We start from the raw sequence: 13256 nt of genomic DNA on the forward strand, positions 1-13256 counted from the left end.
CCGCGCCCCGTGTCCCGCCTCAGTCCCGTCCGGCCCCACCCCCTCGGGGCGCGGGGGCGGGGCGCGCCGTCACCGCCGGTCGGGGGGCCGGCGGTGACGGTTCGCGGCAGCGGGGCCCGGGGGCCTACTTCCGGGTGGTGGGCTACTTCTGGGTGGTGGGCTGCTTCGGGGCGGGGGCGGCGGCCGGAGCCGCGAGGAAGGAGGACCAGCCGCCCGCCGGGGCCTCGCCGACCTTGAGCGTGCGCATCTTGGCGACGACGGCCGGGTCCTGGGCGTCGAGCCAGTCCGCGAGCTGGCGGAAGGAGACGCACTTGACGTCCTTCTGGACGCAGACCGTGGCGATGGTCTCCTCGACGGCGCGCATGTAGGTGCCGCCGTTCCAGGACTCGAAGTGGTTGCCGATGATGAGCGGCGCCCGGTTGCCCCGGTAGGAGCGCTCGAAGGCCTGGACGAGGCCGTCGCGCATCTGGTCGCCCCAGTAGGTCCGCATGTCGGGGTCGCCCTGGGTGGTGCCGGGCGACTGGTTGACCAGGAAGTTGTAGTCCATGGACAGGGTCTGGAAGGCGCGGCCCGGGACCGGGACGAGCTGCATGGACAGGTCCCAGAGGCCGTGGTCCTTCTTGGGCCAGATCTGGTCGTTGACGCCGCTGGTGTCATAGCGGAAGCCCAGTTCGGAGGCGGCCTGCACGAAGTTCTTCCGGCCCTCCAGGCACGGGGTTCGGGCGCCGACGAGTTCCTTGTCGTAGTCGAAGGGGAGCGGCTGCTCGGTGCGCAGGCCGGCGTTGGTCTTCCAGTTCTTGACGAAGGACTTGGCCTGGCGGATCTCGCTCTTCCACTCGTCCACGGACCAGGTGCCGACGCCGCCGTCGGCGCCGCAGAAGTGGCCGTTGAAGTGGGTGCCGACCTCGTTGCCGTCGAGCCAGGCGCCGCGCAGTTCGCGGACGGTGTCACGGATGCCCTGAGCATCGTTGAAGCCGATGTCGGAGCGGCCGGCGGAGTGCTGCGGCGGGTCGTACATCGCCCGCTTCTCCTCCGGGAGGAGGTACACGCCGCTGAGGAAGTACGTCATGGTCGCGTCGTACTTCTTGCCGACCTTCCGGAAGTGGGAGAAGAGCTTCTGGCTGTCCTCGCCGGCGCCGTCCCAGGAGAAGACGACGAACTGCGGCGGGGCCTCGCCCGCCTTCAGCTTCTTCCAGGCCGGCTGGTGCGGCTGGGCGCCCGTGTAGGCGGTGGAGCCGTCGCCGATCAGGCGGACCGGGTTGGCGGGGGCGGCGGCGGGGCCCTTCTTGGCGGCGGCACCGGCGCCTCCGGCGCCCTGGGCGGCGTCCGTGTCGGGGCCGGAGCCCGCGCAGCCGGACAGGCCGGTGACCAGGGCGACGGTCAGCGCGCCGGCGGCCAGCGTCTTCCTGCGGAACGTGATTCCTCTCGCGGCGGCTGACATCCGCCCACCTCTCTCTTCTCCGGGCACGGGGAGCACGGGTACGGGCTGGGAGTTACGAGCGGCGTCAACGTCGCACCACAGCGACCGGAACGATGAAACGACAAGCGGTGCGGGAACCCCCAATCACCGGAACCGGTGAACTGTTGCCCTATTTGCCCTGAAAATAATGCCGGAGTCTTTACACTCCATTACGCTCCATTTACCCAGCGTTGCCGCCCGGCCACGGGAAACGTCACCGTGCGTGCCGTCGACCGCGCCCCCGGCCACCCTCGGTGGCCCCGCCTCGGCCACGCTCTCCCCCCTCTCGCTCTCGCGTTCGATCACAGCCGATCAAGGAGGAGAAACGCATGACCCTCTTCACCCCGACCCGGCCACGGGTCCACCGGCCCCACAGCCCGCCGAAGGAGCCGCGCCTCCCCCGACTCCCCGCCGGCGTGGACGTCTCCGCGTCGGCCGCCGTCTTCCTCATCGCGCTGCCGCTCTCGCTCGGCATCGCCCTCGCCACCGGAGCCCCGCTCCAGGCCGGTCTGGTCGCCGCAGCGGTCGGCGGCCTCGTCGCCGGCCGGCTCGGAGGCTCCCCGCTCCAGGTGAGCGGACCGGCCGCCGGCCTCACCGTCGTCACCGCCGAACTGATCCAGCGGTACGGCTGGCGCACCACCTGCGCCATCACGGTCCTCGCCGGACTCGCCCAACTCGCCCTGGCGGCCCTCCGGGTGGCCCGCTCGGCCCTCGCGGTCTCCCCCGCGATCGTGCACGGCATGCTGGCCGGCATCGGCGTCACCATCGCCCTGGCCCAGCTCCACATCGTCCTCGGCGGCACCCCCCGCATCTCCGCCGTGGACAACGCCCTCGGACTCCCCTCCGAGCTGCTGCACGCCCGGCCCGCCTCGCTCACCATCAGCGCCCTGACCATCGGGATCCTGCTGGCCTGGCCCCGACTGCCGGGCCGTGTGGGCGGGTTCGCGAGAAAGGCCCCTGCGGCCCTCGTCGCCGTAAGCGGCGCGACGCTCTTCGCGGTGATCACCGGGCTGACCGTGCCCCGGGTGGACCTGCCCTCCTGGAGCAGTCACGCGCTGCCGGGGCTGCCCGACGGGCCGGTCCTCGGGATCGCCGCCGGTGTCCTGACCATCACCCTGGTCACCAGCGTGCAGTCGCTGCTGTCGGCGGTGGCCGTCGACAAGCTCGTCGCGGCGCGCCCGGACCGGGGCCGGGGCGTCCCGCGCTCGAACCTGGACCGCGAACTCGCCGGCCAGGGCGCGGCCAACGTGGTCTCCGGGGCGCTCGGCGGCCTGCCGGTCGCCGGGGTCGCGGTCCGCAGCGTGGCCAACGTGTCGGCGGGAGCGGTCAGCCGGGCCTCCACGATGCTCCACGGCCTGTGGATCGTGCTGGCCGCGCTGCTGCTCGTGCCCGTGCTCGACCTGATCCCGCTGGCCGCGCTCGCCGCGCTGGTCATGGTGGTCGGCGTGCAGATGGTGAGCATCACGCACATCCGCACCGTCACCCGCCACCGCGAGGTCGTCGTCTACGCGGTGACGCTGGCCGGGGTCGTGCTGATCGGCCTCCTGGAGGGCGTCGTCCTCGGCATCGCCGTCGCGGTCGCGGTGGCGCTGCACCGGCTGGCCCGCACCCGGATCACCCGGGAGGAGCGGGACGGGCGCCAAGTGCTCAGAGTCAGAGGCCAGTTGACCTTCCTCGCGGTGCCCCGGCTGAGCCGGGCTCTGCACCAGATCCCCGCGGGGTCGGCGGTGACGGTGGAGCTGGACGGCTCGTTCATGGACCACGCCGCCTACGAGGCGCTGAACGACTGGACGGCCGGTCACCTGGCCCACGGCGGCAGCGTCGAGACGACCGGCCCCTCGGAGGGGCCCGCCGCACCGGCGCGGACCCCCTCGGCGGACGGCTCCCCGCATCCGTGCTGCCACCCCTGGACGCCCTGGCGCAACCACCGGTGCGGTGAGCGGCCGACCGCCGCGCCCGCGCCCTCGGCCGGAAGGCCGACGGCCCATCAGCTGGCGCACGGCATCGGCACGTTCCAGCGGAACACCGCCCCGCTGGTCCGGGACGAGCTGGCGCGGCTGGCCCGGGAGGGGCAGCGGCCCTCGCAGCTCTTCCTCACCTGCGCCGACTCCCGGCTGGTCACCAGCATGATCACCGCCAGTGGTCCCGGCGACCTCTTCACCGTGCGCAACGTCGGCAATCTGGTGCCGCTGCCCGGCGAGGAGAGCGGCGACGACTCGGTGGCGGCGGCGATCGAGTACGCGGTGGAGGTGCTGCGGGTGCAGTCCATCACCGTGTGCGGCCACTCCGGCTGCGGCGCGATGCAGGCCCTGCTGAGCGCCGGTCCGGCCGAACCGGCGACCCCGCTGCGCCGCTGGCTTCGGCACGGTCTGCCGAGCCTGGAGCGGATGGCGAGCCGTCGGCACGCCTGGGCCCGGATCTCCGGGCGGCTGCCGGCGGACGAGATCGAGCAGCTCTGCCTGACCAACGTGGTGCAGCAGCTGGAGCACCTGCGGGCGTACGAGTCGGTGGCGCGGCGGCTCGCGGACGGCAGCCTGACCCTGCACGGGATGTACTTCCACGTGGGCGAGGCGCAGGCGTACCTGCTGTCGGACGCGGACGAGGTGCGCGAGTACGACGACGTCTTCCACGGCGTCCCGCCCTCGGTGGCCGTCGCCCGCGCCTCCTGAACCGGCGCCGGTGGGGCCGGGAGGCCGTTCCCGTACGGGCTCCCGGTCCCGGCCACCCTCCGAACCCATACCCGACCTCCTCCCACGCCCCCTCCCCCGGCTCTGCCCTCGCCCCGCGTCCGGCCCTCGTTCCCGCCCTCCCCCGCCCCGTGGGCGAGGGGGTTTCCGAGGGGGCCGGTCCGCGCGTCCTGAACCTTCGGGTTCCCTCGTCCGTGAGACTGTGTGGCCCCTTCTTCCTCCGCTCGGGAGAAGGGGCCACCGCCCGTCAAGCCACCATCAGGCCACTCACAGGTCTAAACCAATTACCCGGAGACTCTTGTCACCCGGGGCATCGGGCTGATGAGCTATGACACGGGACACATACGCACAGAGGACGCCCTGGGAAAGGGAGAAGTCGTGAGCAACGAGAGCCTGGCCAATCTGCTCCGGGAAGAGCGGCGTTTCGCGCCGCCCGCCGAGCTGGCCGCGCACGCCAACGTGACGGCCGAGGCGTACGAGCAGGCCGAGGCGGACAGGCTGGGCTTCTGGGCCGAGCAGGCCGGGCGGCTGACTTGGGCCACCGAGCCGACCGAGACCCTCGACTGGTCGAATCCGCCGTTCGCCAAGTGGTTCGCCGACGGCGAGCTGAACGTGGCGTACAACTGCGTCGACCGGCACGTCGAGGCCGGGAACGGCGACCGCGTCGCCATCCACTTCGAGGGCGAGCCGGGCGACAGCCGCTCGATCACCTACGCCGAGCTCAAGGACGAGGTCTCCCGGGCCGCCAACGCCCTGACCGAGCTGGGCGTCCGCAAGGGCGACCGGGTGGCGGTCTACCTGCCGATGATCCCCGAGGCCGCGATCACCATGCTGGCCTGCGCCCGCGTCGGTGCCGCCCACTCGGTCGTCTTCGGCGGCTTCTCCGCCGACGCCGTCGCCTCCCGCATCCAGGACGCCGACGCCAAGGTGGTCGTGACCGCCGACGGCGGCTACCGCCGCGGCAAGCCGTCCGCGCTGAAGCCGGCCATCGACGAGGCCGTCACCAAGTGTCCGCAGGTCGAGCACGTGCTCGTGGTCCGCCGCACCGGCGAGGACACCGCCTTCGCCGAGGGCCGCGACGTGTGGTGGCACGACATCGTCGCCCGCCAGTCGGCCGAGCACACCCCCGAGGCGTTCCCGGCGGAGCACCCGCTGTTCATCCTCTACACCTCGGGCACCACGGGGAAGCCGAAGGGCATCCTGCACACCTCCGGCGGCTACCTCACCCAGGCCGCCTACACCCACCACGCCGTCTTCGACCTCAAGCCGGAGACCGACGTCTACTGGTGCACGGCCGACATCGGCTGGGTCACCGGCCACTCGTACATCGTCTACGGCCCGCTGGCCAACGGCGCGACGCAGGTCATGTACGAGGGCACCCCGGACACCCCGCACCAGGGCCGGTTCTGGGAGATCGTGCAGAAGTACGGCGTCACCATCCTCTACACGGCGCCGACCGCGATCCGCACGTTCATGAAGTGGGGCGACGACATCCCCGCCAAGTTCGACCTGTCGTCGCTGCGCGTCCTCGGGTCGGTCGGCGAGCCGATCAACCCCGAGGCGTGGATGTGGTACCGCAAGCACATCGGCGCCGACAAGTGCCCCATCGTGGACACCTGGTGGCAGACCGAGACCGGCGCCATGATGATCTCGCCGCTGCCGGGCGTGACCGAGACCAAGCCGGGCTCCGCCCAGCGCCCGCTGCCGGGCATCTCGGCCACCGTCGTCGACGACGAGGCCAACGAGGTCCCGAACGGGGGCGGCGGCTACCTGGTGCTGACCGAGCCGTGGCCGTCGATGCTCCGCACCATCTGGGGCGACGACCAGCGCTTCATCGACACCTACTGGTCCCGCTTCGAGGGCAGGTACTTCGCGGGCGACGGCGCGAAGAAGGACGACGACGGCGACATCTGGCTCCTCGGCCGCGTCGACGACGTCATGCTGGTCTCCGGCCACAACATCTCGACCACCGAGGTCGAGTCGGCGCTCGTCTCCCACCCGTCGGTGGCCGAGGCGGCCGTCGTCGGCGCCGCCGACGAGACCACCGGCCAGGCGATCGTCGCCTTCGTGATCCTGCGCGGCGGCGCCAGCGAGGACGAGGCCCTCGTCGCCGAGCTGCGCAACCACGTCGGCGCCACGCTCGGCCCGATCGCCAAGCCGAAGCGGATCCTGCCGGTGGCCGAGCTGCCGAAGACCCGCTCCGGCAAGATCATGCGCCGCCTGCTGCGCGACGTGGCCGAGAACCGCGAGGTGGGCGACGTCACCACCCTGGCCGACTCCTCGGTCATGTCGCTCATCCAGACGCAGCTGCCGGCCGCCTCCAGCGAGGACTGAGCCGCACCGCCGCGACAGAAGGGCCCGCCCCGGGAGACCGGGGCGGGCCCTTCCCGTGCGCCTCTTCCACGAGGAAGAAAAGGAGATAAAGCCATAAAGTGAACCTCGCCGGACACTGGCCCAGCTCGTTAGGTAAGGTAAGGAACGCGTCAGGACCGCGACAGGATCGCGTCAACGGCGCCGCGGGGAGGCCCGCGGAAAGACCTAGGTGCGCCGGGAAGTCTGGTCGGCATGTGCTCTGCCCTGCCCGCCCGACCGGAGGTCCACCGTCATGTCCGCCCCCACCGACCGCAAATTCCTGGGCCGGCTCTCGCTGCCCGAGCGCCGCCACCTCACCGACGCCCTGCGCACCGAGACCGTCGGCGGCGTCCTGCTCCTCGTCGCCGCCGTCGTCGCCCTCATCTGGGCCAACACCTTCCACGACGGCTACGAGGCGGTCAGCGACTTCCACTTCGGCCCCGCCGCCCTCGGCCTGAACCTCTCCGTCGAGCACTGGGCCGCCGACGGCCTCCTCGCCGTCTTCTTCTTCGTCGCCGGCGTCGAGCTCAAGCGGGAACTCGTCGCCGGTGAGCTGCGCGACCCCCGGGCCGCCGCCCTGCCCGTCGTCGCCGCCCTCTGCGGCATGGCCACCCCGGCCCTCGTCTACGTCCTCGTCAACACCGTCGGCGGCGGCTCGCTGGACGGCTGGGCCGTCCCCACCGCCACCGACATCGCCTTCGCGCTCGCCGTCCTCGCGGTCATCGGGACCTCGCTGCCCTCGTCCCTGCGGGCCTTCCTGCTCACCCTCGCGGTCGTCGACGACCTCTTCGCCATCCTGATCATCGCGGTCTTCTTCACCAGCGACCTGAACTTCGCGGCCCTCGGCGGCGCCTTCGCCGGCCTCGCCCTCTTCTGGTTCCTGCTCCGCAAGGAGGTCCGCGGCTGGTACGTGTACGTGCCGCTGGCCCTGGTGATCTGGGGCCTGATGTACAACAGCGGCGTCCACGCCACCATCGCCGGCGTCGCCATGGGCCTGATGCTCCGCTGCACCACCCGCGAGGGCGAGGAGCACTCCCCCGGCGAGCACGTCGAGCACCTGGTCCGCCCGCTCTCCGCCGGGCTCGCCGTCCCCCTCTTCGCTCTGTTCTCGGCCGGCGTGGTCGTCTCCGGCGGGGCGCTGCGCGACGTGTTCACCCAGCCCGTCACCCTCGGCGTCGTCCTCGGCCTGGTCGTCGGCAAGGCCGTCGGCATCTTCGGCGGCACCTGGCTCACCGCCCGCTTCACCCGCGCCAAGCTCAACCCCGAGCTGTCCTGGCCGGACGTCTTCGCCGTCTCCGTCCTCGCCGGCATCGGCTTCACCGTCTCCCTCCTCATCGGCGAGCTCGCCTTCGCCGACGACCCGGCGCTCGCCGACGAGGTGAAGGCCGCGGTCCTGATGGGCTCCCTGATCGCCGCCGCCCTCGCCTGCCTCCTGATCAAGCTGCGGGTCAGGAAGTACCAGCTCCTCGTCACGGAGGAGGACCGCGACGAGGACGGGGACGGCATCCCCGACGTGTACGAGGAGGGCACCGAGGCGTACCACCTCCGGATGGCCGAGATCCACGAGCGGAAGGCGGCGGAGCACCGCGAGCGCGCCCGTCTGGCGGGGGCACCGAGCGACGGGGCCGACCGTCCGGCATGATCTGACTCGGACCGTACAAAAGGAGAGGGAGAGCGATGAGCGACCCGTTCGACGGAACCGAGCGCAGCCTCGGCCAGCTGGTCGCCTCGGCGACCGCCGAGATGTCCGCACTGGTGCACGACGAGATCGCGCTGGCCAAGGCCGAACTGCGACAGGACGTGAAGCGCGGCGGGATCGGCGCGGTCATGGGCGTCGGCGCCCTGGTGGTGCTGCTGTTCTCGCTGCCGATGCTGAGCTTCGCGCTCGCGTACGCCATCAACACCTGGACCGGCGGGCACAACGGCAACGGCGGCTGGAACCTGGTCTGGTGCTTCCTGCTGTCCTTCGCCTTCAACGTGCTGCTCGCGGGCCTCCTCGGCGCGATCGCCGTCTCCAAGTTCAAGAAGGTCAAGCCGCCGGAGAAGTCCATCGCCTCGGCGAAGCAGACCGCGGCCGTCATGCAGAACGTGAAGCCGCACCCGCGCCCCGAGGGCCTCCCCGACGCGGACGCGACGATGGCCAAGGCCCAGTCTGTGGCACGCTCGTCCGTATGACCCTCCCCGAGAGCAGCAATCCAGGCGGCGGGCCCGTGCGCCTCGACGGGCCGTGGACCCACCGGGACGTCGCCGCCAACGGCGCCCGCTTCCACATCGCCGAGATGGGCGACGGCCCCCTGGTGCTGCTGCTGCACGGCTTCCCGCAGTTCTGGTGGACCTGGCGCCACCAGCTGCCGGCGCTCGCCGAGGCCGGTTTCCGGGCGGTCGCGATGGACCTGCGCGGGGTCGGCGGCAGCGACCGCACCCCCCGCGGCTACGACCCCGCCAACCTGGCCCTCGACATCACCGGCGTGGTCCGCTCGCTCGGCGAGCCGGACGCCGCCCTCGTCGGCCACGACCTCGGCGGCTACCTCGCCTGGACGGCGGCGGTCATGCGGCCCAAGCTGGTCCGCCGGCTGGTGGTCTCCTCGATGCCGCACCCGCGCCGCTGGCGTTCGGCGATGCTCTCCGACTTCTCCCAGTCCCGGGCCGGTTCGCACGTCTGGGGCTTCCAGCGGCCGTGGCTGCCGGAGCGTCAGCTCGTCGCGGACGACGCCGAGCTGGTGGGGCGTCTGATCCGGGAGTGGTCGGGCCCGCGCCCGGTCGACGAGGAGGCGGTGGAGGCGTACCGGCGGGCGATGCTCGTCCCGTCCACCGCGCACTGCTCGATCGAGCCGTACCGCTGGCTGGTCCGCTCGCTGGCCCGCCCGGACGGCATCCAGTTCAACCGGCGCATGAAGCGGCCGGTGCGGGTGCCGACGCTGCACCTGCACGGCTCGCTGGACCCGGTGATGCGGACCCGCAGCGCGGCCGGTTCCGGCGAGTACGTGGAAGCCCCGTACCGCTGGCGCCTCTTCGACGGCCTCGGGCACTTCCCGCACGAGGAGGACCCGGCGGCCTTCACCGCGGAGCTGGTCAACTGGCTGAAGGACCCCGAGCCCGACCGCTGAGGCCGGTACGGGCCGGGCCCGCACGGGTTTGCGTCGAACGGCCATGTGCCCCGCGCATACTCCAATTGGCCGTCCCCGGAGCGGTTACCGACCCCGGGCCCCGGGCAGACGTCCCGGTATGGGCTGGACGCACGACTACGGTGACACGGCACGCGACCGCCGCTCCGCCTCCGGGCCGGGCTCCCGCGAGCGGGGAGGCCCGCCCGAGGGCAGCGGTCCCCCCGGCGGGCAGGCGGTCGGGATCTCCCGCATCCTGAGGCGGCGGGCCCGCTGGGTCTCCGCCCGGCTCCGCCATCCCCGCGACACGGCCTGACGGCCCGGTCGCGGGGGCACCCACGAGCGGGCGGGCGCCCCCTTTCCAGAGGGCGCAGCCTCAGAAGGCGCAGCCTCAGAGGGCGCAGCCCTCCGTGTCGACCTGCTGTCCGGCGGTGCGGCCGAGTTCGATGTCCTCGCGGATCTCCTCGACGGTCAGCGCGTACCCGGTGTTGGCGTCGTCGCGGGAGCGGGCGAAGATCACGCCCGAGACCGTGCCGTCCTCGGTGAGCAGCGGGCCGCCGGAGTTCCCCTGACGGACCGTCGTGTACAGCGAGTAGACCTCCCTGCGCACCTCGCCCCGGTGGTAGATGTCCGGTCCGTCGGCGTCGATCCGGCCGCGGACGCGGGCGGAGCGGATGTCGTACGAGCCGTTCTCGGGGAAGCCGGCGACGATGGCGCCGTCGCCGCTGTGCGCCTCGCGGTCGGTGAACCGCAGCGGGGTCGCCTTCAGCTCCGGCACGTCGAGGACGGCGATGTCGCGGCGCCAGTCGTAGAGGACGACCTTCGCGTCGTACAGCCGGCCCTCGCCGCCGATCTGCACGGTGGGCTCGTCGACGCCGCCGACCACGTGCGCGTTGGTCATGACCCGGCGGTCGGAGAAGACGAAGCCGGTGCCCTCCAGGACCTTGCCGCAGCTCGGGGCCGTACCGACGACCTTGACGATGGAGCGCTGGGCGAGGGCCGCGACCGGACTGCCGGCGAGCGCCGGGTCGGGCGGCAGGACGTCGGTGATCGGCTCGTTGGCGAAGGGGCCGAAGACCTGCGGGAAGCCGCTGCGGGCGAGCGTCGAGCGGAAGGAGGTGAACCAGCCGGTCACCTGACCGGGCATCACCTCCTCGACGCCGCGCAGCACCTTGGAGCCGCGCACCTCCCGGCCCACGGTGGGCAGCGAGGTCTCGGCGAGGGCGGAGCCGATCAGCCAGGCCACCAGCAGCATCGCGACGACGTTGACGAGCGCGCCGCCGGTGGCGTCCACGGCGCGCGCCGGTGACCAGGTGATGTGGCGGCGGAGCTTGTTCCCCAGGTGGGTGGTGAACGCCTGGCCGACGGAGGCGCAGACGATGACCGCCATCACGAAGACGACGGTCACCACGGTGGTGATCTCGCTGTTGTCGGTGAGCCGGTTCCACAGCACCGGGAAGAGCAGGGCGGCGGCGAGCCCGCCGCCGAGGAAGCCGATCACCGAGAGGACGCCGACCACGAAGCCCTGGCGGTAGCCGATGATCGCGAACCACACGGCCGCGAGCAGCAGCAGGATGTCCAGCACGTTCACCGTCGTCAGCCTCGCAGATTCGTTTCCGGTCGCCGTTCTCGTCCCCGGTCGCCCGGAGGGTCAGCCTGTCATGACCGCCAGTCGAGCGGGACCTTCCGCGAGGTGTCCCAGGGGCGCTCCCAGCCCGCGAAGTGGAGCAGCCGGTCGATCACCCCGGCGGTGAAGCCCCAGACCAGGGCGGAGGAGACGAGGAAGGCGGGCCCCGCGTGGCCGGCCGGGTGGACGGCGGTGGCGCGGTTGGCCGGGTCCGTGAGATCCGCCACGGGCACGGTGAAGACCCGGGCCGTCTCGGCGGGGTCGACGACGCCGACCGGGCTCGGCGCCCGCCACCAGCCGAGGACGGGGGTGACGACGAAGCCGCTGACCGGGATGTAGAGCCGGGGCAGCACGCCGAACAGCTGCACCCCGGCCGGGTCGAGGCCGGTCTCCTCCTCGGCCTCCCGCAGCGCGGCGCGCAGCAGGCCGCCGTCGGCCGGGGCGCCGTCCTCGGGGTCGAGGGCGCCGCCGGGGAACGAGGGCTGCCCGGCGTGCGAGCGGAGGCTGCCGGACCGCTCCATGAGCAGCAGTTCGGGTCCCCGCTCGCCCTCGCCGAAGAGGACGAGCACGGCGGACTGCCGACCCGCGCCGCTCTCGGGCGGCAGGAACCGGCTCAGCTGCTCGGGCGCGACCGTGCGGGCGGCCCGGTCGACCGGCGCGAGCCAGTCGGGCAGGCCGGCGCGGTCGAGCAGGCCGCCGGGGCCGGGGCCGTAGGTGGATTCGTCCGTGCGCGTCATGGGCACCCCCGTGTCGTCCAACGCCGTCGCCGTGCCGCTTCGTTCCCGGCGGCCCGTCCGGTGCTCACTCGGCCCCCGGGGCGGCCCCCGGGGCGGTGCCGGGGGCGGTGCCCGGGGCGGGCGGGGCGGGGCGGCCCGGGTAGTCGGCGGGCGGGTTGAGCCGCTGGCCGGGGAAGCCGCCCTTCTCGTACTTGAGCAGCTTCCGCGCCTTCTCCGGGTCGGTCTCGCCCTCGCCGTAGGCCGGGCAGAGGTGGGTGATCGGGCAGGCGCCGCAGGCGGGCCTGCGGGCGTGGCAGATCCGGCGGCCGTGGAAGATCACCCGGTGCGAGAGCATCGTCCAGTCGCTCCTGGGGAAGATCTCCGCGATCTCGGCCTCGATCTTGACCGGGTCGTCGGAGACGGTCCAGCCGAAGCGGCGGGACAGGCGCATGAAGTGGGTGTCCACGGTGATTCCCGGGACCCCGAAGACGTTGCCGAGGACGACGAAGGCGGTCTTGCGGCCGACGCCGGGGAGCTTGACCAGGTCCTCCAGACGGCCGGGGACCTCGCCGCCGAAGTCGTCCCGGAGGGCGGCGGAGAGACCCATGATCGACTTGGTCTTGGCGCGGAAGAAGCCGGTGGGGCGGATCAGTTCCTCGACCTCCTCGGGGACGGCGGCGGCCAGGTCCTCGGGGGTCGGGTAGCGGGCGAAGAGCGCCGGGGTCGTCTGGTTCACCCGCAGGTCGGTGGTCTGCGCGGAGAGCACGGTGGCGACGAGGAGCTCGAAGGGGTTGCGGAAGTCGAGCTCGGGATGGGCGTACGGGTAGACCTCCGCGAGCTCCCGGTTGATCCGGCGGGCCCGGCGGACCAGCGCCAGCCGGGACTCGGGACGGGCGGCCCCGGCGACGCTCTTCGCGGAGCCGGTCCCGGCGGGAACCTTCCCCGGGGTCTTGGCGGCGGCCTTGGCGGAGACCGTCCTCGCGGGGGTCTTCCCGGCTTCCGGCGGGGCCTTCTTCGCCGGGGCCGTCTTCGCGGTGTCCGCCGGGGTCTTCTTCTCGGGGGTCTTCTTCACGGATTTCGGGGCAGTCCTCTTCACGGTGCGGGCCGGGGGCTCCGGGGCGGTCTCGGGTGCGGCCTTCGCCGAAGGCTTCACGGGGGTCCCGGACGCGGCCGCCGCCGACGGCTTCGCGGCGGTCCCGGGCACGGTCTTCGCCGACGGCTTCGCGGGGGTTCCGGCGGCCCGCGTGGAGCTCTCCCCCTGGGGGCTCTTTTTCCGATTCACCCCTTTCGACCGCTTCGACACGCCGTGTT

The 13256-nt window shown here is 72.7% G+C and carries 10 protein-coding genes; 6 read left to right on the forward strand and 4 right to left on the reverse strand.

The window, feature by feature from the left end:
- Nucleotides 1-142 precede the first annotated feature (142 nt).
- Nucleotides 143-1441, reverse strand: coding sequence for a polysaccharide deacetylase family protein (locus tag IE219_RS22480; RefSeq protein ID WP_189980304.1), 1299 nt, complete (start codon nt 1439-1441; stop codon nt 143-145).
- 347 nt (nt 1442-1788) lie between these two features.
- Between IE219_RS22480 and IE219_RS22485 the strand changes: the two genes are divergently transcribed.
- The 6 genes from IE219_RS22485 to IE219_RS31905 all read left to right on the forward strand — a co-directional run bounded on the left by IE219_RS22485 (nt 1789) and on the right by IE219_RS31905 (nt 9918).
- Nucleotides 1789-4128 (forward strand): SulP family inorganic anion transporter, encoded by a 2340-nt coding sequence (locus tag IE219_RS22485; protein ID WP_189980306.1) that lies wholly within the window; start codon nt 1789-1791, stop codon nt 4126-4128.
- A gap of 339 nt (nt 4129-4467) precedes the next feature.
- A complete protein-coding gene (gene acs, locus IE219_RS22490) occupies nt 4468-6480 on the forward strand; it encodes an acetate--CoA ligase (protein ID WP_189980308.1) in 2013 nt (670 codons plus the stop codon).
- Between the two features lie 271 nt (nt 6481-6751).
- Entirely contained in the window at nt 6752-8140 is a 1389-nt protein-coding gene (gene nhaA / locus IE219_RS22495) for a Na+/H+ antiporter NhaA (protein WP_189980310.1), read from the forward strand.
- A 35-nt stretch (nt 8141-8175) separates the two neighbouring features.
- On the forward strand, nt 8176-8673 hold the full coding sequence (locus IE219_RS22500) for a phage holin family protein (RefSeq protein WP_189980312.1): 498 nt from the start codon (nt 8176-8178) through the stop codon (nt 8671-8673).
- Entirely contained in the window at nt 8670-9605 is a 936-nt protein-coding gene (locus IE219_RS22505; RefSeq protein WP_189980314.1) for an alpha/beta fold hydrolase, read from the forward strand. The genes IE219_RS22500 and IE219_RS22505 overlap by 4 nt, the downstream gene beginning before the upstream one ends.
- Nucleotides 9606-9723: 118 nt before the next feature.
- Nucleotides 9724-9918, forward strand: coding sequence for a hypothetical protein (locus tag IE219_RS31905; RefSeq protein ID WP_229849941.1), 195 nt, complete (start codon nt 9724-9726; stop codon nt 9916-9918).
- 75 nt (nt 9919-9993) lie between these two features.
- On the opposite strand, the gene IE219_RS22510 is transcribed toward IE219_RS31905, so the two are convergent.
- The 3 genes from IE219_RS22510 to nth form a co-directional block, all read right to left on the reverse strand.
- On the reverse strand, nt 9994-11193 hold the full coding sequence (locus IE219_RS22510) for a MarP family serine protease (protein WP_189980322.1): 1200 nt from the start codon (nt 11191-11193) through the stop codon (nt 9994-9996).
- A 68-nt stretch (nt 11194-11261) separates the two neighbouring features.
- Nucleotides 11262-11966 (reverse strand): NUDIX hydrolase, encoded by a 705-nt coding sequence (locus IE219_RS22515; RefSeq protein ID WP_189980324.1) that lies wholly within the window; start codon nt 11964-11966, stop codon nt 11262-11264.
- Between the two features lie 64 nt (nt 11967-12030).
- Nucleotides 12031-13017 carry an endonuclease III gene (nth, locus tag IE219_RS22520; RefSeq protein ID WP_373298871.1) on the reverse strand — a complete coding sequence of 329 codons (987 nt, stop codon included), beginning with the start codon at nt 13015-13017 and terminating at the stop codon, nt 12031-12033.
- Nucleotides 13018-13256 lie beyond the last annotated feature (239 nt).

Source organism: Streptomyces termitum (assembly GCF_014650175.1).
GTDB lineage: Bacteria > Actinomycetota > Actinomycetes > Streptomycetales > Streptomycetaceae > Streptomyces > Streptomyces termitum.